Genomic DNA, 23,310 nt, shown 5'->3' with positions numbered 1-23,310 from the left:
GCCCTACTCATTATCTATCACTGACCTATTCTGCTTTCAATCACCTACCCCTCATCCGCAGGGGAAGAGGAATATACATAACTTATCCCTCTTTGTCAAGTAGTTTTTTTAAGTTTTTTTATTTTTTTTCTTAGGCCTTATTTACCAATTGATTACAACTCTAATCTTTTATTTATCATCATAAAGTCTACAATAACTATAGACGTCATCGCCTCTGCTACGGGAACAACCCTTGGAGCGACACATGGATCATGTCTTCCTTCCGTAACAATCTTTTTAGGATTACCCATTATATCTATCGTATTTTTTTCTATCAATATAGAAGAAGGTGGCTTTAATGCAAATCTAAAAACTATATCCTGCCCCGAACTTATGCCTCCAAGAGTACCACCTGCATTATTTGTCATAAACCCATAAGGGGTAATTTCATCATTATTTATACTACCAAAACGCTCCACAACAGAGAATCCGGCTCCAAACTCTATCCCTTTTACTGCAGGTATAGATAGAATCGCCTTGCCAATTTCAGCATTCAGCCTATCAAAGACCGGTTCACCAAGTCCAGCTGGAACACCAGAAACTATAACCTCCACAAGCGCTCCGACGGAATCACCCCGACTCTTAACATCTAAAATCAAATCATATGCTTCTTTATATTTTTCAGGATCAGCCATTCTCACCGGGTTATTTTCTATAAAATCCTTCACGAGTTTTTCACCCTTTACATAACCCACCTGTTTAACATAGCCAAATATTTCGATATTGTATTTTTTCAAAATCTTTTTGGCAATTGCACCTGCACAAACTCTACCGATAGTCTCCCTGGAAGATGATCTTCCACCACCTCTATAATCTCTTATCCCATATTTCATTTGATAGGTATAGTCCGCATGTCCTGGTCTAAAAAGATTTTTCACCGCATCATAATCTTTAGATTTCTGATTTTTATTGTAAACAACCATACATATTGGCGTACCGGTGGTCATTCCATCAAAAACACCACTTAATATCTCCACCTCATCATCTTCATTTCTCGGAGTTGTAAGCTCACTCTGTCCGGGCTTCCTTCGATTTAACTCCTTTTGTATCTCATCCTCAGCTATAGGAATTTTAGCAGGAACACCATCCACCACCACACCAACAGCTTTTCCATGACTTTCACCGAATGTAGTAATTCTAAAAATTCTTCCAAAACTATTTCCAGCCATTAAAAATCCAAAACCTCTCCACCTTTTATTTTTTTAAAATTTCCTGTATTCACATCCAATAATACGCATGGCTCTATCAAACCTCTATCATCATATCCCCTCGATTCCCAGAAGCCAACTATATATTCATCAATAAAAAATATCCTTTTGAGCCATTTGCAACTCTTATAGCCCCATAAATTAGGTATGACCATTCTAATCGGACCACCATAAGTAAATTCAAGAGGTTCCCCTTCCACCTCATCACAAATCAATATCCGTTCGTTTGACAGATCTTCTCTGTGAACAACCGTAACATATTTACCGTAGCTTTCAAAATATACATATTTATAGTTCACATCACCAATCCACTTAATGAAATCAGACCACAAAACACCACCCCAATTAGCCCTTACACTAAATCTACTCACTGATGTCAATCTACAATTTACAACTCTTCTTTCAAAATTTGACAGAAAATCTTTTAAAAGGTATTTACCTGCCTTATCCGTATTTCCACCTATTTCAATATAATATTCTTCGATTGGCGGTAAATCCTTAGGCTTTAAACCTTCAGCATTGAATATAGGGCATTTTATGTTTTTGAGATAACCCATTTTTCACCTAAAAATATTTTATTACCGTTGCTTTTTCAACTGTAATCAGACCATGCTCAATTATCCCATCTATTTCTGCAAGTAGTTTATCTATCTGATTTTCTGAGTCTATAATCTCAATCACTATAGGTAGATCCTCCGAAAGAGTTAAAACAGAAGCACTATGAATAACAGAACTGGCCCCATATCCATAAATCCCCCTAAATACTGTTGCCCCAGAAATTCCCAAACTTCTTGCTTTTTTGACAATATATTTATAAAGAGGTTCCCCTTCAAACTTATCACTCTCTCCGATAAAGATCCGTACAAGTTTCTGTTCACCAATTAATTTATTTGACATAACCCACCTCAAAGTCTGGCTAAGTAAATACCAAAAAAAGCAGCAACAATACTGACTACGACATTAAGGACCCAATAAACCGCCGCATTAAAAACAATACCTTCAGAGAGAAGATTTATAAACTCCACAGAAAATGTGGAAAAGGTTGTGTATGCCCCAAGGAATCCTACTCCCAAAAACAATCTAAAATTGTCACCAACAGAGAGCTTCTCCACTGACAATACATACAAAAATCCAAGTATAAAAGAGCCTGTAATATTCACAATCACCGTACCAAGAGGTATTTTATCCCCCAAGAAAATGTTGGAATATTTCGAAACATAATATCTTGAAATAGCACCTAAAAAGCCACCAGCACCAATATACAAAATTTTCATTTACAAATCTCCGTTTAGTAAGTATATTAGAAAAATGGATCATTTGCAAGTTGTAATTTTTATAAGCGTAATGACATTTTTCCTAAACCTTCCATTTGGTTATTGGAGAAGAAGATTTAAGAAATTCTCCATTGGATGGTTTTTTTGCATCCATGCACCTATTCCTATAGTGGCAACATCAAGAATCTATTCACATTTAAGCATAAAATTCATCCCTTTATTTTTAGTATTTGCCGTATTAGGCCAAATAATTGGTTACAGACTAAAAAAATCTAACTAAAAAAGTTGCAAATAAAATTCTCTTACCTTGTTTTATTTTTATCTATATAAAAAACATATATAATAATATTTTACAATTATATGCAAATCCACAAAAATATTCAAACTTTTTTAAAAAAAATGTTTGACAATTACAATAGAATTGGTTATATGTATTTTGGTAATACCACTTAACCTTTTGTCGAGGTGAAAAATGCTTTATAAATCATTAGTATATAAATTCAAAGAGATAATAAAAGAAAATGGTACGATTTTTACAGAAGAGGATCAACTGGCCTGCTACAGTTACGATGCTTACGCTGAAATACCCGTTCTTCCGGATATAGTAGTAAAGCCGTCAAACTATGAACAGATAGAAAAAATAATAAAATTATGCAACGATGCCAATATCCCATTAATAACAAGAGGAGCAGGCACAAATTTAAGCGGGGGAACTGTACCTAAAACTGGTGGTTGCGTTCTTTTGACAACTGGCTTTAATAAAATATTAGAAATCAACGAAAATGACCTATATGCGGTGGTACAATCAGGTGTGGTAACTGCAAATCTTGCAAAAGCTGTGGAGTCGAAAGGGTTATTCTATCCACCAGATCCTGGTAGCATGAATATATCAACCATTGGTGGCAATGTGGCTGAAAATGCCGGTGGACTTAGAGGTTTGAAATACGGAGTCACTAAAGATTACGTAATGGGCATCAATTTTTTCTGTCCGGAAGGAAATTATGTAAAAAGTGGAGGAAAAACGGTAAAACTGGTAACAGGTTTCAATCTTCAGGGATTAATGGTGTCGTCTGAAGGGATGCTTGGGGTAATGACAGATATCACACTAAAACTTATTCCAAAGCCAAAAACGTCCAGGTCTATGTTGGTATTATTCAAAGATATGATCACTGCATGTGAAATGGTATCTGCAATAATTGCAGCCAAAATAGTGCCAGCTACACTCGAATTTCTTGATAATTTTACAATTAATACTGTTGAAGAGGCAAGCAAAATAGGTCTTCCTACAGACGCGGGTGCCTTATTGCTTATTGAGGTGGATGGATATGAAGGGCAGGTGGAAGAGGAGTTTTCAAAAATTTTAGAAATATCTCAAAAAATGGGTGGTGAGCTTAAAGTTGCAAGTAGTTTAGAAGAGAGAAATAAAATCTGGGAAGCCCGCAGAAAAGCCCTCAGCAGTTTAGCAAGACTCAAACCAACTTTGATTTTGGAAGATGCAACTGTACCAAGAAGTAGAATACCTGAAATGATGAGACGGATTCAGGCTATAACCAAAAAGTATGATCTCACCATTGGTACATTTGGACATGCTGGGGATGGAAACCTTCATCCAACAATTTTGACAGATAGAAGAAACAAAGCAGAAATGGAAAGGGTAGAAAAGGCTATCGACGAGATTTTCGAAGCAGCCCTCGAATTAGAAGGCACTTTGAGCGGTGAACATGGTGTGGGAACTGCAAAAGCAAAATATCTGGAAAAAGAGGTCGGCAAAGGGACTATTATTTACATGAAAAAACTTAAAAATGGAACAGACCCCAAAAATATATTAAACCCTCACAAAATGGGACTATAAGATGGATGATATTATAAATGAACTCAAAGAACTTGAAGAACTAACTATACAATGCATGAAATGCGGTACATGTCAGGCTCACTGCCCCCTTTATCAAAAAGACCTTGAAGAAACTACCGTTGCAAGAGGTAAAATAGCACTTATTGAAGCAGTCTTTGAAGGAAGAATTGAAAAAGCCTCTTCAATTTTAAAACATCTGGACTATTGCCTTCTCTGTGGTAGATGTAAAATAAATTGCCCCAGTGGAGTAAAAACCGATGAAATCTTTCTTAAAGCAAAAGCTATCTTAAGGAAAATAGAAAAGCTTCCGACATGGGGCAAACTTGTCTTAAAAATTGTTATCGAAAAACCAGAGCTACTTGCAAAACTTTCTCCACTCATTCATATAGGCCAGCGTTTTGGTTCTAAAAAGATAAAGAAAAATATATTAAAACCACTGATAAGTTCATTTTCTGAGAGAAATGTTTACCCTATTAAGAGCAAACCGTTTTGTAGTGAATTTGGAGGATTCCACAAAGCAAAAGAAGAAAAATTAAGGGCAATCTTTTATCCGGGATGTGCCATCAATATGATATTCACGGATTGGGGAAGAAAAATAATCGAAATATTAAATCATTATGGAGTATCAGTATATACACCCGAGGTTAACAGATGTTGTGGAATTCCAGCTGCCACACTTGGGGAAATTGGTATCTACAAAAATATGATCATAGAAAATTATAAATTTTTCAACACAATTGATGCAGAATATATAATTACAGCATGCCCCACCTGTCAATACGGCTTACATGAAATGGGAGAAAAGATCACCAGAGAATATGTAAAAAAGAAGTATTACGATATTATGATATTTATTGAAGAGGTTTTAGGAATAGAATTAGAATCTATAACTGATGAAAAAATCACCCTTCATTTACCATGTCATTACGATCAATCCAAAGAGCCAAAATTAAACAATGTTATAAAAAAACTTGGCACAAATTTTGCACCAATGGAAAACAGAAATTGCTGCGGATTTGGAGGCACCTTTAACATGAAAAATTATAAAAACTCCAGGCAGATTGGAAAAACAAAAGCTGAGGAGGTGATGGAAAAAGGTTATAAAAAGGTTTTAAGTCCATGCCCCGGCTGCGTAATGCAGCTTACAGATTCTATTTATGGAGAAAATCTATTGGATGTGGAGATAACACATCCGATAGAGTTGGTCTACGATGCAATATTTAAAAAAGGTAATAAGAGCCAATAAATAAAAAGGAGGTTTTATGAAAAAACTATTTTTAACATTAGCTGTATCAATTTTTATGGTATCTTCAGTTTTTGCAACAAAAGTAGAATGGAAAATGGTCACCACATGGTCAAACAGCATTAGTTTTCAAAGGGCAGCAGAGCATTTTGCTGAGGTTGTTAAAGAACTAAGCAACGGCGAGTTTATCATCAAAGTTTATCCTGACGGTGCAATAGTACCTGCATTTCAGGTTTTCGATGCAGTCAGAAACAATGTGGCTCAGATGGGACACGACTGGCCAGGCTATTGGAAGGGTAAAGATGAAGCTTTTGTGGCATTTGCATCTGTACCTTTTGGAATGAATTCACTGGAATACACAATTTGGCTGGAACATGAGGGGATGAAACTTGCAGAAGAACTCTACGGAAAATTATGTGCTTGTGGCCATTCCACTTTTTATTTTAATGGCACAATTTTTGGACAAATCTGGTGTCGCAGATGAACTTTTCGAAGCTATGTATATAGTTTTTGGGCCTGTGCGGGGTGGTCTTGCACTCGCCACTACAGTAGTTGCCACACTTTTTGCAGCAACTACCGGTATAGTTGGAGCTTCAGTGGTATCAATGGGTCTTCTGGCGGCACCTTCAATGGTTAAAAAAGGGTATGATAAAAGATTAGTCGCCGGCACAGTCATCGCTGGGGGAACCCTCGGCATTCTCATCCCTCCATCCATAATGCTTGTGGTAATGGGCGGACTTGTGGGGATATCAGTGGGGAAACTCTTCTTAGCAGCATTCATGCCTGGGTTCCTTCTATCTTTCCTTTATCTTATATACATTTTTGTATATGCTCTTCTAAAACCTGAAGTAGGACCTCCACTACCTAAAGAGGAAAGAACTCATACATTAAAACAAAAAGTAACACTCACTTTAAAATCTATGCTCCCCACATTATTTTTAATATTTGCAGTACTTGGAACTATCGCCTTCGGTATAGCAACACCAACTGAAGCTGCCGGTATGGGATGTCTTGGCGCAATGATACTTGCTATTGCAAACAAAAGATTTGATGTAAAACTTTTAATAGATGCAGGGGTTGCAACATTAAAGATAACCTGCATGGTAATGTTTATATTCATTGGTGCTAACCTTTACACATCTGTTTTTATGGGATTAGGCGGAGGGGAAACATTCACAAAATTACTATTTATGATTAGTGAAAATAGATGGGTAATCCTTGGGATTATGATGTTTATATTATTTATTCTGGGTATGTTTGTGGATTGGCTTGGAATTTTACTATTAACAATGCCTATTTTTATACCAATAATTGAGAAATTAGGTTTCGACACACTATGGTTTACAATGCTTGTCGCTGTAAATCTTCAGATGTCATTTCTGACACCACCTTTTGGTTATTCCCTATTTTACTACAGAGGTATAGCTCCAGCAGGAACAGATCTGAAAGATATATATAAAGGTATCGTTCCGTTTGTTATATTACAAATGATTGGATTAATTCTTTGCATCATTTTCCCTTCAATTATAACATTTTTACCAGATGCCATTATGAAATAAAGCAGGGATCTCCCCTGCTTTGTTTATTGACTTTTTCTTAATAATAACTAAAAGTAGCTTTATGGAAAATAACAAGTTGAGCGTTGAGCAATTGGAGCTTATCCTGGACAATCTCTTCAATGGCGTTTATCTCGCCGATAGCGAGGGAAAAACACTTTATGTAAACAAAACATTTGAAAACATGGCTGAAATACCATTTGAAGAGATAAAAGGGAAAAATCTACATGACCTTGTATACAAATATAAATATTTCACTGGTTCTGCCACTTTAATAGTCCTTCAGACAAAAAAGGAAGCTACCGCCACCTATAGGACAATAACCAATAAAAATTTTTTAGTAAAAGGAAAACCTATCTTCAATGAAAAAGGTGAAATTATATATGTAGTGAATACAATTTGGGATCTAACGAATATCATTTACAATAGTACTATAGATCTTGATACCGTCAGTAATTTCAAATTAGATCAACAAAATTTAATATCTTCAAATAAAAGAATGAATGAAGTAATAAACATTGCCATAAAAATCGCTCCAACAGATTGTACTATACTCATTACAGGAGAAACTGGAGTTGGTAAATCTCTTATCGCTGAAGTAATTCATAAATTGAGTACAAGAAAAAATGGACCCTTTATAAAGATAAACTGTGGAGCTATCCCGGAGAATCTAATAGAATCAGAACTTTTTGGGTATGAATCTGGAGCTTTTACCGGAGCAAGCTCAAAAGGGAAAAAAGGGCTAATAGAAATAGCAAACGGTGGGACATTATTTTTAGACGAGATATCTGAATTACCCTACAACACACAATCAAAGCTATTGACTTTTATACAGGATAAAGAGTTTATAAAGGTAGGTGGACAAAAACATTTAAAAGCAGATGTCAGAATCATATCTGCTTCAAACAAAGATCTATACACTTTATCAAAAGAAGGTAAATTCAGAGAAGATCTTTTTTACAGACTAAATGTAGTAAGCTTACATATTCCACCTTTAAGGGAAAGAATCGAAGATATCCCATTGTTGACAAAATATTTTCTGGAAAAATACAACTTGAAGTATAAATTCAACAAAATGATCGCTTATGATGTAATCGAGTATTTCACTAAATTCCACTGGGAAGGGAATATTAGAGAGCTTGAAAATGTAATAGAGCGACTCATTCTGCTATCAAAGGCAAACTTAATCACAATTGATGATTTAAACAATATAGAATTTAATCAAACAATAAAAGAGATACATAAAAGTGGAAATTTAATGTCCACTCTAAATTCTATTGAAAAGCAGATCCTCCTTAACGAAAAGAAAAGTGGTAAGACAACCAGAGAAATAGCAAAATCCCTTGGAATAAGTCAATCCAAGGTGGTGAGGCTTTTTAAAAAGCACAACATTTCTGATGCAAGAATGAATCATTGATTTATTTTCAAATCAAAAAACCCCCAATAAACCTGATTTAAAACATTTTTGATTTAAAAAAGAATCAGATATAAGAAAAATTCTTCTTAATCCACTTCTAAATCAAAGAACATTATTACTCGTAAATTGAGAAGCAAAAAATTAATCTTCTCTTATTGACTATTTATTTTATTTGGCACGATATTTGTTTATTTATTATAAAAAATCTAAAGGAGAGTCTATGAAAAATGTATATCTAATCGATGGAATAAGGACACCATTCGGCAGCTTTGGTGGTGCCCTATCTGACATACCTGCACCAGAGTTAGCATCTTTTTTGATTAAAGAACTTCAGCAGAGATACAATCTACCTTCTGATGCCGCTAATGAGGTTATCATTGGTCAGGTAATCCAGGGTGGTTCAAGACAGGCTCCCGCAAGACAGGCGATGAGATTGGCAGGTCTTTCGGATTCTGTGCATGCTATGACGATAAACAAAGTTTGCGGTAGTGGTTTGAAATCAGTAATGCTTGCAACTCAGTCTATACTTTTGGGTGATTCGTCCCTCGTGTATGCTGGAGGAATGGAAAATATGTCAATGGCACCATTTGCTATGGATAAAGCACGATTTGGTTATAGAATGGGACACTCAACATTTTTTGACCTTATGATATATGATGCTTTGCAGGATCCATATTCCGGAAAACATATGGGGGAGATAACAGAAGAAAGTATAAAGAAAAATGGTATAACAAGGGAAGATCAGGATAACTATGCCATCAGAAGTTACACACTTGCCCAAACTGCTATCGAAAATGGAACAATCAGTTCGGAAATCCTTCCAGTAATAAAAAAGACCAAAAAAGGTGAACATATTATTGATAAAGATGAAGATCCATTCAAAGGGGATGTAGCAAAACTCGGATCCCTAAAACCTGTTTTTGCAAAAGATGGAAGTATCACAGCAGGAAATGCATCAAAGATAAACGATGGTGCAGCAATTACATTAATAGCGGATGATGATGCAGTGAAAAAATATGGGTTTCAGCCAAAAATAAGAATTGTGGCTTACTCAACAAATAGTATTCATCCAAACGATTTTGGTGAAGCACCAATAGGAGCAATTGAAAAGGTAATAGAAAAAGCTAAGCTAAACTTAGATCAGATAGACCTTTTTGAAATAAATGAAGCTTTTGCTGCCGTACCTCTTATGGCAATTAAAAAACTAAAATTAGACATCAATAAAGTTAATGTTAATGGAGGAGCGGTCGCTTTTGGACACCCAGTTGGTGCGAGCGGTGCGAGGCTACTTATCACCCTTGCAAGAGAGATGATCCAGAAAAACAAAAAATATGGCATTGCCACTTTATGCATTGGTGGAGGCGAAGCAGTTGCAGTTTTAATTGAAAAAATCAATTAGGAGATAGGATATGAAACCTATTTTTTATGATGCAAAAGAGGCAATTAAAGATCTTTTGAAAGATAATATGACAATAGCTGCAGGAGGTTTCGGGCTCTGCGGAATTCCCGAAAAGCTTATATTAGCAATAAGAGATAGTGGCGTTAAAAATCTAACATTTGTCAGTAACAATGCTGGCGTGGATAACTTTGGACTTGGTCTTTTACTACAAACCAAACAGATAAAAAAGATGATATCTTCATATGTTGGTGAAAATTCCATATTTGAAAAACAGTTTCTTAATGGTGAACTCGAAGTGGAGCTAACACCCCAGGGTACCCTTGCGGAAAAACTCAGGGCTGGCGGAGCTGGTATACCTGCATTCTATACCCGAACAGGCTTTGGAACAGTATTGTGTGAAAACAAAGAAATAAAGAGTTTTAATGGAAAAGAATACGTTCTTGAAGAAAGTATAGTTACAGATATATCAATTGTTAAAGGATGGAAGGCTGATAAATCCGGTAACGTAATCTTCAGATATACAGCAAATAATTTCAATGAAGCCTGTGCAAAAGCTGGTAAAATAACAGTAGTGGAAGTTGAAGAGATTGTGGAGGTTGGTGAACTTGATCCAATGTCAATTCACCTGCCAGGGATATATGTTGACAGGATAGTTGTCGGAAAAGATTACGAAAAACCGATTGAGCAAAGAACCGTTTCTGATGGGACTATAAAAGCTAAAGGATTCAATGAGCAGAAAGAATGGATGGCAAAAAGGATAGTTAAAGAATTTAAAGATGGATATTATATCAATCTTGGAATAGGTATGCCCACACTCGTAGCTAATTATATACCAGAAGATATGGATATAACACTCCATTCGGAAAATGGACTTTTAGGTGTTGGACCATTTCCAAAACCTGGAGAAGAAGATCCCGATCTAATAAATGCAGGGAAACAAACCATTACTTACAAAAAAGGTGCAACGTTCTTTGATTCATCAGAATCTTTTGCAATGGTTAGGGGGGGACATATAGATATTTCGGTATTGGGAGGTATGGAGGTAAGCCAATATGGAGATCTTGCAAACTGGATGATACCAGGTAAAATGGTAAAAGGACCTGGTGGAGCAATGGATCTGGTAAATGGAGTGAAGAAATTGATAGTAATGATGGAACATACCACAAAAGATGGTCAACCTAAAATTGTAAATGAATGTACCTACCCAATTACAGGTAAGAATGTGGTATCAATGATAGTAACAGAAAAGGGAGTTTTCACAGTAGACCCAGATAAAGGATTAACGCTTATAGAGATTTCTCCTTATTCAGATTTTGATGACATAAAAAGAACTACAGGTGTTCCATTTAAAATATCAGATAATTTAAAATAAAAAAAGCCTGGGTAGTGGCTTATAATAGCTACTATCCATATATAAAAAAATCAGGAGGAAGTTGATGCAAGATAAAGTAGCAGTAGTAACTGGTGCCTCAAGTGGTATTGGTTTGGCAATTGCAGAACAATTATCAAAAGCAGGCTGCAAGGTCGTTATGGCAGATATAAACAAGGAGAAAGGAATAGAAGAAGCAAAGAGAATTAATGCAAAATTTTTTCAGGCGGACTTATCCAAAAGATCTGACTGTAGAGATCTTATAAATTTTGCCGGAAATACTTTTGGTTCAGTTGATATTTTGGTAAACAATGCCGGTATACAGCATGTTTCACCAATTGAAGATTTTCCAGAAGACAAGTGGGATTTTATGATCAGTCTTATGTTAACTGCCCCATTTCTTTTAACAAAATACTCATGGAACTACATGAAAGAAAAAAAATGGGGAAGGATTATAAACATCAATTCGGTACATGGATTAAGGGCATCAGAATTTAAATCTGCGTATATCTCAGCCAAACATGGTTTATCAGGTCTTACAAAAACAACTGCACTTGAAGGGGGAAAATATGGAATTACGGTCAATTCGATATGCCCCGCCTATGTAAGAACTCCCCTTGTGGACAATCAGATAGATGCACAGGCAAAGACTCATGGTATCCCGAGAGAAAAAGTAATAGAAGAAATAATGCTCAAAAAAGCCTATGTAAAAAGACTCATTGAACCATCAGAAGTGGGCAGTATGGTACTGTACCTATGCTCAGATGCCGCCCAGTGTATTACAGGGTCGATGATAACAATAGATTGTGGATGGACTGCATCTTAAAACTTTATAAAAGTGGGGATAATACACCCCACTTAGAACTTATTGTTACCATTTTACTATAAATAATTAAAAAAACAAAATTTTACTTGACTTTTGAATAGTTTTAAATTAGATCTCTTCTATGGATAACAAAAACGCTCTGACAAGTTTCATAAAGATATCTGAAGTAAAATCCAAAAATATATTCGTAATTTTTTCTTTCTTCTTTTTTTGCTTTTTCTTTTTTGGAGGTTGCCGCTTGAGGTGAAACCTGTTTTTAAATAGTAAAAACAGGAGCCGCAGGCGGGCGATCCCCTCTTGCGGCTCCTTTTTTTATATCTATAAACTTATAGGAGGTAATTATATGATTGTTGTAATGCAAATTGGTTCAAAAGAAAATGAACTTCAGGAGGTATGCAAAAAAGCCGAAAGTCTTGGATTTACTCCCCATATAATTTATGGGAAAGAGAGAAACGTAATAGGATTAGTTGGCTTAGGAGACAGAGATAACATAGGCGTCATAGAAGATATGCCGGGAGTAGACAGAGTAGTTCCAATTACAAAACCATACAAGCTCTCCAGCAAAGAGGTAAAAAAAGAACCAAGCATCGTTGAGGTTTGTGGAGTCAAATTTGGAGGTGAAGAGATTACCGTAATAGCAGGTCCCTGCTCCGTAGAAAATGAAGAGCAGATCATAAAAACGGCCGAATATGTAAAAGCAGCCGGTGCAAAAATGCTTCGGGGTGGGGCATTCAAACCCAGAACATCCCCATACGCTTTCCAGGGCTTAGGTGAAGAGGGGCTAAAACTTCTTGCAAAAGCAAGGGAGGTCACAGGTTTACCAGTCGTAACGGAAGTTGTAAATCCAAGGGATGTGGATTTGGTAAATAAATACACCGATATGTTTCAGGTGGGTGCGAGAAACATACAAAACTTTGCGCTTTTGAGCCTGTTAGGTCAAGTTGGTAAGCCAGTTTTATTAAAAAGAGGAATGGCCACAACCATTGAAGAATTCCTACTTGCAGCTGAATACATACTTGCAGAAGGGAATAGAAATGTTGTTTTATGTGAAAGAGGTATCAGAACTTTTGAAACATCCACCAGGAATACTCTTGACATAAGCTGTGTTCCGGTAGTGAAAGATAAATCACATCTGCCTATAATTATAGACCCAAGCCATGCAGCAGGGCATTGGCATTATGTACCGTCTCTATCCAAAGCCGCAATAGCTGCTGGTGCAGATGGACTTATCATAGAAGTACATCCAGAACCGGAAAAAGCCCTCAGTGATGGCGCCCAATCCCTGAGACCTGATCAATTCCTAAGGTTAATGGGTGAACTAAAAGCTATCGCATTAGCCGTGGGAAGATATATGTAACACAAACAATGTCTCTTATGTGGGAGGCTTAATCACACATCCTCCCACCAATTGAAAACAAATTGTTTTACCAAGAAACATCAAAAAATCGCAAGTTATCTCAATGGATGCTCAAAAGAAAAAGTAGTGCCATTATCTACAGTCGTAAAAGTCAATTTCCCTAACAGAACCTTTTCGGCAATAAATTTTGCCATAAATGTTCCAAACCCGTGTCCCAACTCAGACTTTGTGGTAAAAAATTTCTGAAAAACCCTTTTGGCCACATCAGATTCTATCTTTTTTTCATTCCATATATGACAAACAACAGATTTCTCATTAACATCTACCCATAACTTAACAATTTTATCCGTATGCTCCACAGCATTCTCCAACAAGAGAGAAATTACCTTTAAAAAAAGTAGTTCATCCGTCAATAAATCAATATTTTTAAAATTCCAATCAATTTTAAGCTCTTTGTGGGACTCATGATAATGCTTATTAAAGCATATCCGAACATCATCCAGTAAGGCCGATAGATTCACCTTTTTCACAGATGGGCGAATATCATAAATATTTTCTGTTACTATTGTCTTATAAAAATCTAAATCCTTATAGATTTTTTTTGCAAGGAAGAAAAGGTCCTCCACATTAGAAATAATAGCAAAGGAACCTAAAGGTAAGTGGATTCTTAAGAAATCAACATTAGAAATAATACTTTCGAGGTTACGTTTCAATTCGTTACACATATAGACATTTGCAGCCTTACAATACTCCTTTTCTGATATATCATCTGCAAAAAGCAATAAAACTTTCAACCCATCCACAACAATTGGAACAGTACGAACATTTAGTACAAGAGTATTTTTATCAGTATCTATAATACATTTTTTTTCAACTGGCTCATTTGTTTCCAATGCAGTGATTATAGAAATAACTGCCCCACATGTTTTACAATATTCAGATGTTCCACATCCAGCTTTCATATCTTTTGAATGAACACATCCCACAAGCTCACCTGGCCTTAACCCAAAAGCATCAACAGGATTGGATATCCCTAGCATTTTTAAAAAATTGTTATTGATCATCAATACCTGTCGATTTTTATTTAAAATCGCTAAAAGACCACCCGTTGTTACCATCAAAGCATCCACAATTTTGCTCTTGGAGAGAATCTCAAGCTCAGAAATAAGCTCTGGCATTGTAGACCTATTTGGTGAAGCAAAATGAGTATCAAAATTTTTCGGTTCTTCTTCGATATACCAGTCCATATATTACCCCCAAATCATATTATAATAAGATTTTTAGTGTTGTAAAGAATATATTAATTTTTTCACATAAAAAAAATAATTGACAAAATTATATTTTCTTTTTATTTATTTTCTATGAAAGAGATGTCTTTTTCTGGAGAAATTGAGGTAAGATATTCCGATTTAGATGCATATGGACACGTAAACCACGCCACATATTTTACCTATCTTGAAACTGTAAGAACAAAAGTATTCCTTGATGAATTCAATGAACTAATAACACAAGGTATTTACTTGATCATCGTAAGTGCCTCATGTGATTTCAAACACCCAATCCATTTAGGAGATAAAGTAATAGTGTCTTTTAATTTAAAAGAACTCAAAAGAACATCCTTCACGCTTACCTATTCCATCCACAATGGATCCGGTTTAGAGTATGCCACTGCTCAAACTACACTGGTATCCTACGATAACAATAGAAAAAAAGCTGTCCCATTACCGGATTTAATACTAAGTAAATTTAGCTGATATACTCCATCAAAACATATCATAAAATATTCAATTACAATAATAGGTTACAAAAAAGCTCTTGCGTTTAAAATAAAATATTGTTATATTAGTTTTGTAGCCCGGCTATATCTACGCTTCACCCTCCCCTCCAAGAAGCTGGCCGGGATTTTTTATAAAATAAGTGAGGTTGCTGTTGAAAAAAATATTTTTTTTATTTTTGTTTATGTTAACATTTGCAATGTTTGGTTGTTCCACCAAGGGGCTTGTGCGATCCGACATGATTCAATACACCATTCAAGCGGGTGCTTTTTCAGATTTTGACAATGTACAGCGATTCATGGATAAACTGTCACAAAAAGGATTGGATCCGTATTACTATAAAGATGGTAATATATATAAGGTGAGATTTGGCAATTTCTATACGCAGGATGCGGCGATATATACTGCTGAAAAACTAAAAGAGGAAGGCATAATAAATGAATATTTAATAGTATCGCCTGATAGCTATAAGATTACAAAAAATGATAACGATTTAAGGGAGAAGATTGTCAATACAGCATTTAATTATCTGGGAACTCCGTATATAAAAGGTGGGAATAATGAAGATGGATTCGACTGCAGCGGTTTTGTCCAGACAGTTTTCAGAATGAATGGGATAGATCTTCCAAGGTCATCTCTTGACCAGTATAAAAGAGGTTATTCCATTAAGGATGACCTGCAAAGAGGAGATCTGGTATTTTTTAAAATAAATGGTCGTTCAATTTCACACGTAGGTATCTACATCGGTGATGGAAAATTTATACATGCCCCCAGAGTTGGGCAAAAAGTAAGGGTGGAATCTCTTGAACTACCATACTACAAAAAAAGATATGTGGGAGCCAAAACTTATCTAAATGACCCTGATTTCACAACTGCAAGCAGATAATCATTACAATCTGCTTTCAACTGAAGATATAAACAACTTAGAAGTAATATCTTTTGAAGGTGAGATTTTATATATCGATAGCGATGAGAAACTAAAAAACATCAAACTACCTAACGACGAATTAGTGGGGTTTGATACAGAAACCAAGCCATCTTTTAAGAAGAATATCAAAAATCATCTATCCCTCATACAGATCGCAACTGAAAATAAAGCATTTCTTTTCCATTTAAAACAAATTAAAGACAAAAGTATAATCATTAAATACCTCAATAATCCTGAGATAACCAAAATTGGTGCAGGAATAGCCGATGACATCAAAAAGATCAATGAAATCTCCAATATTGAGATATTAAAAAATTCATTTGTGGACTTGCAATTTATAGCAAAACAGATGAATCTTCCAAGGACAAATCTGAGATTTTTGTCAGCTTACTTTTTAAACAAAAGAATAATTAAATCATCCCAGACATCGAATTGGGATAAACATCCCCTCTCACCAAAACAGATGCTTTATGCTGCCACAGATGCCTGGATCTGTTTGAAAATTTATAAAATAATATTAAAAACCAAAACAAAAGATTACTGATCAATCCCCTTTTTATTCTTAGGGGAAGCCACGAGCTTTTTATACACCTTTAATACATAACTACTAAAATCACTCGCCTTTGAACCTTTATTGTAGCAATCCACAGCTTTCCAGTTAAACCCATACTTTTTTATACACTTTGATAAAATCATAGCTCCGGTCTTAACGTTTTCACAGGGGTCTGCAAGTTTATGCCATTTCTCTTCCCCAAGTTCATAATACCACGCACTATTTATCTGCATCACTCCATAATCAAAGGTACCATTTCTGTTCCAGTTTATGGCATCTGGTCTCATATTACTTTCCACCTTTGCGATGGCTATCAAAAGCTCTTTATTGACATTATAGATTTTCTCAGCCTCATCAAAACAGTAGGGATAAGCAAAACTACTCATGAAGAATAAAAGTAAACATAAAATTTTTCTCATAGTAATTCCCTGTAAATGAAACTACTTAAATTATCCATTGCCAGCTTAAAGTTCCATTCCTGATCTTTCCTATCTCCGGTGTAGTTGGAAACAGCCCTGATATGGTAAATTTGTTTATTAAATTTTTTAGCAGCAAGCCCCACCGAAGCCCCTTCCATAGTTTCAACATCTGCATTTGTCCTGCTGCGTAAAAGATCTGAGTAAAAATTGATACCACTACAAAGGGACACTGTGTTACTGTTGACAATCTTAAGGTTATCCCATATATCGAAAAAGACTCTATTTTTTTCGCATATAGAAAAACCGATTTCGTCTGTACCTAAAATTTTTTCACCTAAAAACACCCCCTCATCAGCAAAGTAATCTTCAAAGATCGTGACAACATCTCCGATATTCAAACCAGAATTTCTATATGCACCACATATCCCCATTAAAAAATAGCACCTGGCAACATCGTTCTGAAAAAGCTTGAAACTATTTAAAGCAGATAAACTTTTCCCCACCCCCACTATGAATACAGCGGTATTAGCCGTAGAAAATGTTAAGATACCATTCTGTTCTGTAAAAGGTTTTTTAAAAACGTATGAAGCCTCTTTTAAAGTAGGAAAAAGCAATGCCCTATTATACTTCATATTTTAGATTGTTTAAAATCTTTTTAGTAGCTTCAGACTTATTAAGTGTATAAAAATGCAATCCTTTGACACCATTCGACAAAAGATCTTCACACTGCTTTATGGTATATTCCAGTCCGGCATTGAAAACATAATCGTCATCCTTATCTGTAATTCGATTGATAAACTCCTCAGGGATATAAACACCGCACATCTTTTTAAATTTATCCACCTGTGCAAATGAAGTTATAGGCATTATTCCCGCCAGGACATGTGTATTTATATCGTTTTTAGCAAGCAATTCAAGATATTTGTAAAATAATCTATTATCAAAAAATAATTGGGTTATGATGAAATCTCCACCAGCTTCAATCTTTTTTTTCAAATTCAAGATATCCTCTTCGATACTATTGGCCTCCAGGTGCCCCTCCGGATAACCCGCAACCCCTATACAAAAATCTTTCTGTTTTATAAAACCAACTAGATCTGAAGCATACTTAAAATCATTGCTAATATGGTAATTCAAGCCATCCTTAGGAATATCTCCCCTGAGTGCTAAAATATTTTCTATGCCGTTTTTTTTGAGATTATCCAACAATTCATCTATTTCTTCTTTATCAGAAGTAATGCATGTAAGATGCATCATCACTGTGAGTTTGTAATCATTTTTTATCTTTAACGTCCATTCTAAGGTTTTATCCTTAGTACTCCCCCCAGCACCATACGTAATTGACACAAAATCTGGATTAAAATTTATTAGTTCATCTAAGGTTTCAAATAATATATGTTCATTCTCCACTTTTTTGGGAGGGAAAAATTCAAAGGACAAAACTCTTTTCTTAATATTCAACTTATCGCATATTTTCATCAAATACTCCCACAAATATTATTGACTATAAAAATAATTTATGAAATACTTATCAGATGGTAACCAAAATTTACAAGTTAATACTGTATACATTTATAGTTCATGTTATTTTTATAAATACCATCACTTTTTTCACGACACTAAACCCAAAATCCATTATAAATCCTTTTTTTATAAAATCAAGAACAATTAGTGTTTTCCATCTACTTCATTACATCGTTTTTGAAACTGGGGTTTTGATTCCGTTACCATCTTATGATGAACTAAATAAGAAGATACACCAGTTATCAAAAAAATACAAAATAGATCCCGAATTGGTAAAGATTGTAATCGAAGTGGAATCAAAATATAAAAAATATGCCATTTCAAGAACTGGTGCTGTGGGATTAATGCAGGTAATGCCAACTACTTTTTTTGAAATGGGTTTTGACAAACCTTTTGACATTGACCAAAATCTTGAAGCCGGAATTAAATATCTATCCCTGCAGGTCAAACGATTCAAAAGGCTCGATCTAGCCTTATCTGCGTATAATGCTGGACCAACTAAGGTGTCAAAGGTTATGGCCATTCCAAAAATCGGCGAAACGGAATACTATGTAAAAACAATAATAGAAAGATACTCTAAAATCAGGAAAAATGCCTTAGAATATAATCTTTTGTTACAACAAACGGAGTAGATAAACTGTTCGGCTTATTCGAAGCATAATCCACCATTTTTTCTGTATCAACACCAGAGAGAAGCTTTATTAGCCTGTCCCCCAAAACGTCTTTGATTGAATCGACGATAGAAAAATGAAGCTCTTTTTCTATATTTCTTATTACATCTATCTTTTCAACACCTTTACCCTCACACATCATCAAATATCGAGGGATAAGCAACGCATTGGCAAGACCATGTTGAATCCCATGTACGTTGGTAAGATAATACCCAAGAGCGTGTAGTATCGTGGTCCCTGTATGCAAGATAACAGCACCAGAAAGGGAAGATGCAAATAGAAGCTTGCTTAGATTCAACTTTTTTGAGTTTGAATAGCTCTTAAGGTTAGTCAGGATAAGCCTCATAGCCTCAATAGCAAGAATATCTGAGAATGGATTTGATCTTTTGGAAAGATACCCTTCCATTGCATGGCTGAAAGCATCGTAAACTGTCCATAACAATAATGTCTCATCCAACGATTTTAAATATTCCGACCACAACATAGCATACTTAGGAAAAAGATCCGGCTTCTTAAAATTCACTTTATCCATTTTTTCAAGATCTGTTATTATACTGTAATGATTCATTTCAGAACCTGTACCACAGGTGGTGGGTACTGCAAGAAGCGGTATAGGTTTTTCATAGTTATTGTCAGCCATAAGCTCATAAAAGGGCCTATTATTTGTGGCAAAGATGGAGCAGGCTTTACCTGCATCCAGTGCACTTCCACCACCAAAAGCAATAACTTTCTCAACCTTTGAATCCCTTAAAAATCTACCACCTTTGATAACTTCATTGATCCTAGGATTTTCACTAATATCATCATAAAAAAAGAACTCTTTATCTGGAAATCTTTTTAAAAGAAATTCCTTAAAGCCAGTTTTTAAAATTGCCACTTTACCGGACACAACCCCTATACGACAGGAATCCGATAGAAAATCGGATAATACTTCGTAAGGATCTTTTTCAACAAAAACCTTAACCGGGCTATGGAAGAAGAAAGATTCAGACATCTAAAAAATTACCGTTTTTATATATAAGTTTACCATTTTTATAAACTTCCCCACCATGTTTCATACTCTTTATCAGATCCCAATGCAAACCCGACTGATTTTTCCCACCAGCCTCAGGATAAGAAGAGCCAATGGCAAGATGTATTGACTTACCTATTTTTTCATCAAACAGTATATTTTTACTGGGGAATGTTATCGACTCATTTAAACCAAAAGCTATCTCCCCCACATATCTTGAGCCTTCATCTGTATCCAACATCTTCTGCAAAAACTGATCACCTTTTTCGGCGCTGGCTTTTACAACTTTACCCTTTTCAAATTTAAGATATACACCAGAAACTTCCACCCCCATAAATGAAGTTGGGATATCAAAATATATCTCACCATTTGCACTATCCTCAACTGGACTTGTAAATACCTCTCCATCTGGTAGATTGTGTCTTCCGCTGCAATTTATCCATTTTCTACCTTCGGTTCTTAATACAAAATCGGTTTTTTCACCAATGATTCTTAGCTCAACGGTATCAGACATAAGTTCAACTATCTTCTTCTGTATACTGTCAACCTCTTTCCAGGCTTCCACCGGATCTTCCTCATCCAACTTACAGGCCATCTTTATAAAGTCAGCATAATCATCAAGACTCATCTCTGCATCCTGAGCCATTGCATATGTTGGATAAGGGGCAATTACCCATCTAAATTCCCCTCTGGCTTCCCTTTCAAACATTATATCTTTTAATACTTTGGTGGTTTTTTTGTGGATAGCTACCTTTGTAGGGTCCACATTACTCAATTGTTTGGTATTTGCTTCAGAATCGATATGGATAACAGCATTCAGCGTCTTCGATGTTGTAAGCATTATTTCTGGTAGCATCTCCAATATACTTTTATCGGCGTATTTATAAAATGTGTAAAGCTGCTCATTAAAGCTCATTCTAAGAAGAGGGTAAGCCTTCTTCATTAAGATATATTTATACAATACTTTTATAAAGGGTTCAGCGCAGCTTTCACCCCTTATCTCCACAACATCACCTTCTTTTATCTGAAGGCTATAGTCACAAACAAGTCTTGCCAGCTTCTCTTCAAAACCAAACATATTATTCTCCAAAGGTTTTTAGAATTCTACTTCTTGTGGGATGTCTTAATTTTCTGAGGGCTTTAGCCTCAATCTGTCTTATACGCTCTCTAGTGACGTTAAACTTTTTCCCCACTTCTTCAAGCGTATGATCTGATGAACAATCTATACCAAAACGAAGCCTCAACACAGAAGCCTCCCTTGGTGAGAGGGTGTCTAGTATCTGTTTTGTATGTTCACTCAATTTAAGATATACAACCTCATCAAGTGGATTCCTTGATTTTTTATCTTCAATAAAATCACCCAAAGAGCTATCCTCATCTTCCCCAATGGGTGTTTCAAGTGATACCGGTTCTTTGGCAATTCTAAGAACTTTTTTTACCTTTTCCACAGGTACATCCATCTTTTCAGATATCTCTTCAGGTGTGGGCTCCCTGCCAAGATCCACCTGCAGCTGTCTTGATATCTTCATCATTTTATTTATGGTCTCTATCATGTGAACAGGAATTCTAATGGTTCTGGCCTGGTCTGCAATGGCCCTTGTAATTGCCTGTCTGATCCACCAGGTGGCATATGTAGAAAATTTATAACCCCTCTGATATTCAAATTTCTCAACAGCCTTCATAAGACCAATATTCCCTTCCTGAATGAGATCCAAAAACTGCAGCCCCCTATTCGTATATTTCTTTGCAATGCTTACCACAAGTCTTAAGTTTGACTGTATAAGCTTTGTTTTATACAGCTCGGTCTTTGTCATATTGTTTGTTAACATTTCATGTAAGGCGTCCAATTCACTACGGCTATAACCCAAAAGTTTTATATTTTTTTGGGCTTTTAGTTGTATGCTTTTAAATTTTGCTATGAGATTCTGGATATCCCTTTGGGAAAGATGTCTAACTTCACAAGCCTCAAGCTTTTTAGGATCTAAATGGATATAATCTATATTCTCTTCTCTGTATTTAAATATATCGGCAATCTTTTTGAGATCTTTTTCATACTGATTAAGCTCCTCATACGTAGTAGAAATCTCTTTGGCAAGGTTGCATATCAGTGAATAATTCACTTTTATCTTTAAGAGCTGCCTTGCAACGTCGTCTAAAATTTCAATCATCTGTTTTTTTGTTGCTTCTATCCTTTCCTGTTTTTTCATCGTGCGGATCTTTTTACACGTCTTAATGGCCTCAGAGATCTTTAAACATGTATCATCAAGAATGGATAGGTATTCATCTCTAATTTTAAGATCCCTTTCATCTTTTAATCTCTTTAACTCTTCCTCGTCCACTTCATCAATATCGATCTCATCTTCCACATTTATATCTTCAAAATCCACCAAATCTTTAAGCTTAAAATTACCATTTTTGATATCTTCAACTATAGTCAAAAACTTTTCAGCTGCATAGATAAATGATAGAGTATTAATAATAACTTCCCTTTGGCCATTTTCAATCTCTTTAGCAACCTCCGTCTCCTCCTCTCTACTCAGAAGAGGAATATTCCCCATCTCCCTTAGATAAAGTTTAACCGGATCATCAAAAGAAAGCCCCTCTTCGAGATTTTCGTCAATCATAATCTCGTCTGACTCCAAATCATCAAGCTCCACCTCCTCCTCTTCAATGATCGGAGCAGCTATCACAGGAGCAGCGGAATTTCTATTATCAATAACATCTATTTTAAGCTGTTTTAACCTGACCAAAATCTCCTCAAGTATATCGGGTAAAAGTACATCTTCAGGAATCATCTCATTGATCTCATCAAATGTAAGAAAACCTTTTTCCTTCCCTAAAGCAATAAGAGGTTTTAAATCAGGCAGCTTAACTTTCTTAGACATCAA

At 35.5% G+C, this 23,310-nt stretch carries 24 protein-coding genes; 13 read left to right on the top strand and 11 right to left on the bottom strand.

Features of this window, described 5'->3' with window-relative positions:
- Window positions 1-152: 152 nt before the first annotated feature.
- From aroC to crcB, 4 genes are read right to left on the bottom strand one after another with little or no spacing between them, the layout of a single operon-like run.
- Window positions 153-1,208, bottom strand: coding sequence for a chorismate synthase (gene aroC, locus ACP5Q2_RS08595; protein WP_424606195.1), 1,056 nt, complete (start codon window positions 1,206-1,208; stop codon window positions 153-155).
- Window positions 1,208-1,804, bottom strand: a complete 597-nt coding sequence (locus ACP5Q2_RS08590) for a molybdopterin-dependent oxidoreductase (protein ID WP_428099200.1) — start codon at window positions 1,802-1,804, stop codon at window positions 1,208-1,210. The genes aroC and ACP5Q2_RS08590 overlap by 1 nt, the downstream gene beginning before the upstream one ends.
- 7 nt (window positions 1,805-1,811) lie before the next feature.
- Window positions 1,812-2,144, bottom strand: a complete 333-nt coding sequence (locus tag ACP5Q2_RS08585) for a DUF190 domain-containing protein (RefSeq protein ID WP_424606193.1) — start codon at window positions 2,142-2,144, stop codon at window positions 1,812-1,814.
- Window positions 2,145-2,152: 8 nt separating this feature from the next.
- Window positions 2,153-2,521, bottom strand: coding sequence for a fluoride efflux transporter CrcB (gene crcB / locus ACP5Q2_RS08580; protein ID WP_424606192.1), 369 nt, complete (start codon window positions 2,519-2,521; stop codon window positions 2,153-2,155).
- Window positions 2,522-2,993: 472 nt separating this feature from the next.
- On the opposite strand from crcB, the gene ACP5Q2_RS08575 reads away from it, so the two are divergent.
- The 9 genes from ACP5Q2_RS08575 (at window position 2,994) to aroF (ending at window position 13,540) form a co-directional block, all read left to right on the top strand.
- A complete protein-coding gene (locus ACP5Q2_RS08575; RefSeq protein WP_424606191.1) occupies window positions 2,994-4,373 on the top strand; it encodes an FAD-binding oxidoreductase in 1,380 nt (459 codons plus the stop codon).
- A 1-nt stretch (window position 4,374) separates the two neighbouring features.
- Window positions 4,375-5,619, top strand: coding sequence for a (Fe-S)-binding protein (locus ACP5Q2_RS08570; protein ID WP_428099196.1), 1,245 nt, complete (start codon window positions 4,375-4,377; stop codon window positions 5,617-5,619).
- Window positions 5,620-5,635: 16 nt separating this feature from the next.
- A complete protein-coding gene (locus tag ACP5Q2_RS08565; RefSeq protein ID WP_428099193.1) occupies window positions 5,636-6,100 on the top strand; it encodes a hypothetical protein in 465 nt (154 codons plus the stop codon).
- Window positions 6,063-7,175 (top strand): TRAP transporter large permease, encoded by a 1,113-nt coding sequence (locus ACP5Q2_RS08560; RefSeq protein WP_424606188.1) that lies wholly within the window; start codon window positions 6,063-6,065, stop codon window positions 7,173-7,175. Before ACP5Q2_RS08565 ends, ACP5Q2_RS08560 begins: the two co-directional genes overlap by 38 nt.
- 61 nt (window positions 7,176-7,236) lie before the next feature.
- Window positions 7,237-8,589 (top strand): sigma-54 interaction domain-containing protein, encoded by a 1,353-nt coding sequence (locus tag ACP5Q2_RS08555; protein ID WP_428099190.1) that lies wholly within the window; start codon window positions 7,237-7,239, stop codon window positions 8,587-8,589.
- Window positions 8,590-8,809: 220 nt separating this feature from the next.
- Window positions 8,810-9,988, top strand: a complete 1,179-nt coding sequence (locus tag ACP5Q2_RS08550; protein WP_424606186.1) for a thiolase family protein — start codon at window positions 8,810-8,812, stop codon at window positions 9,986-9,988.
- Window positions 9,989-9,998: 10 nt separating this feature from the next.
- Window positions 9,999-11,360 (top strand): 3-oxoacid CoA-transferase subunit B, encoded by a 1,362-nt coding sequence (locus ACP5Q2_RS08545; RefSeq protein WP_428099187.1) that lies wholly within the window; start codon window positions 9,999-10,001, stop codon window positions 11,358-11,360.
- A gap of 64 nt (window positions 11,361-11,424) precedes the next feature.
- Complete coding sequence (locus tag ACP5Q2_RS08540) at window positions 11,425-12,183, top strand: 3-hydroxybutyrate dehydrogenase (protein ID WP_424606184.1); 759 nt, start codon at window positions 11,425-11,427, stop codon at window positions 12,181-12,183.
- A gap of 343 nt (window positions 12,184-12,526) precedes the next feature.
- Window positions 12,527-13,540: a 3-deoxy-7-phosphoheptulonate synthase gene (aroF, locus tag ACP5Q2_RS08535; RefSeq protein WP_424606183.1), complete on the top strand. Its 1,014-nt coding sequence runs from the start codon at window positions 12,527-12,529 to the stop codon at window positions 13,538-13,540.
- Between the two features lie 95 nt (window positions 13,541-13,635).
- Here the strand turns inward: aroF and ACP5Q2_RS08530 are convergent, their stop codons facing one another.
- On the bottom strand, window positions 13,636-14,787 hold the full coding sequence (locus ACP5Q2_RS08530; RefSeq protein ID WP_428099182.1) for an ATP-binding protein: 1,152 nt from the start codon (window positions 14,785-14,787) through the stop codon (window positions 13,636-13,638).
- 114 nt (window positions 14,788-14,901) lie between these two features.
- Between ACP5Q2_RS08530 and ACP5Q2_RS08525 the strand changes: the two genes are divergently transcribed.
- The 3 genes from ACP5Q2_RS08525 (at window position 14,902) to ACP5Q2_RS08515 (ending at window position 16,787) form a co-directional block, all read left to right on the top strand.
- Window positions 14,902-15,294 carry an acyl-CoA thioesterase gene (locus tag ACP5Q2_RS08525; RefSeq protein ID WP_424606181.1) on the top strand — a complete coding sequence of 131 codons (393 nt, stop codon included), beginning with the start codon at window positions 14,902-14,904 and terminating at the stop codon, window positions 15,292-15,294.
- Window positions 15,295-15,469: 175 nt separating this feature from the next.
- The gene (locus ACP5Q2_RS08520) at window positions 15,470-16,201 is read left to right on the top strand and encodes an NlpC/P60 family protein (protein WP_428099178.1); all 732 of its coding nucleotides are present in this window, start codon (window positions 15,470-15,472) and stop codon (window positions 16,199-16,201) included.
- Window positions 16,170-16,787, top strand: coding sequence for a 3'-5' exonuclease (locus tag ACP5Q2_RS08515; protein ID WP_428099176.1), 618 nt, complete (start codon window positions 16,170-16,172; stop codon window positions 16,785-16,787). The genes ACP5Q2_RS08520 and ACP5Q2_RS08515 overlap by 32 nt, the downstream gene beginning before the upstream one ends.
- Here ACP5Q2_RS08515 and ACP5Q2_RS08510 read toward each other — a convergent pair.
- The 3 genes from ACP5Q2_RS08510 to metF are packed head-to-tail and all read right to left on the bottom strand — an operon-like array spanning window position 16,781 to window position 18,694.
- Window positions 16,781-17,182 (bottom strand): lytic transglycosylase domain-containing protein, encoded by a 402-nt coding sequence (locus ACP5Q2_RS08510; RefSeq protein WP_424606178.1) that lies wholly within the window; start codon window positions 17,180-17,182, stop codon window positions 16,781-16,783. The genes ACP5Q2_RS08515 and ACP5Q2_RS08510 overlap by 7 nt on opposite strands.
- A 29-nt stretch (window positions 17,183-17,211) precedes the next feature.
- Entirely contained in the window at window positions 17,212-17,847 is a 636-nt protein-coding gene (locus ACP5Q2_RS08505; protein ID WP_428099173.1) for a hypothetical protein, read from the bottom strand.
- Window positions 17,837-18,694, bottom strand: a complete 858-nt coding sequence (metF, locus tag ACP5Q2_RS08500) for a methylenetetrahydrofolate reductase [NAD(P)H] (protein WP_428099170.1) — start codon at window positions 18,692-18,694, stop codon at window positions 17,837-17,839. Before metF ends, ACP5Q2_RS08505 begins: the two co-directional genes overlap by 11 nt.
- 56 nt (window positions 18,695-18,750) lie before the next feature.
- Between metF and ACP5Q2_RS08495 the strand changes: the two genes are divergently transcribed.
- Window positions 18,751-19,371 carry a lytic transglycosylase domain-containing protein gene (locus ACP5Q2_RS08495; RefSeq protein ID WP_428099167.1) on the top strand — a complete coding sequence of 207 codons (621 nt, stop codon included), beginning with the start codon at window positions 18,751-18,753 and terminating at the stop codon, window positions 19,369-19,371.
- On the opposite strand, the gene ACP5Q2_RS08490 is transcribed toward ACP5Q2_RS08495, so the two are convergent.
- The 3 genes from ACP5Q2_RS08490 to rpoD are packed head-to-tail and all read right to left on the bottom strand — an operon-like array spanning window position 19,322 to window position 23,307.
- Window positions 19,322-20,404, bottom strand: coding sequence for an iron-containing alcohol dehydrogenase family protein (locus ACP5Q2_RS08490; protein ID WP_424606174.1), 1,083 nt, complete (start codon window positions 20,402-20,404; stop codon window positions 19,322-19,324). The genes ACP5Q2_RS08495 and ACP5Q2_RS08490 overlap by 50 nt on opposite strands.
- Window positions 20,397-21,500 carry an aminopeptidase gene (locus ACP5Q2_RS08485; RefSeq protein ID WP_428099164.1) on the bottom strand — a complete coding sequence of 368 codons (1,104 nt, stop codon included), beginning with the start codon at window positions 21,498-21,500 and terminating at the stop codon, window positions 20,397-20,399. Before ACP5Q2_RS08485 ends, ACP5Q2_RS08490 begins: the two co-directional genes overlap by 8 nt.
- Window position 21,501: 1 nt before the next feature.
- The gene (gene rpoD, locus ACP5Q2_RS08480) at window positions 21,502-23,307 is read right to left on the bottom strand and encodes an RNA polymerase sigma factor RpoD (protein ID WP_428099161.1); all 1,806 of its coding nucleotides are present in this window, start codon (window positions 23,305-23,307) and stop codon (window positions 21,502-21,504) included.
- Window positions 23,308-23,310 lie beyond the last annotated feature (3 nt).

The organism is Calditerrivibrio sp. (assembly GCF_049968475.1).
In the GTDB taxonomy this organism is placed as follows: Bacteria; Chrysiogenota; Deferribacteres; order Deferribacterales; family Calditerrivibrionaceae; genus Calditerrivibrio; species Calditerrivibrio nitroreducens_A.
The sequence above is the reverse complement of the archived record's forward strand: the minus strand, read 5'-3'. Positions and strand labels throughout refer to the sequence as shown.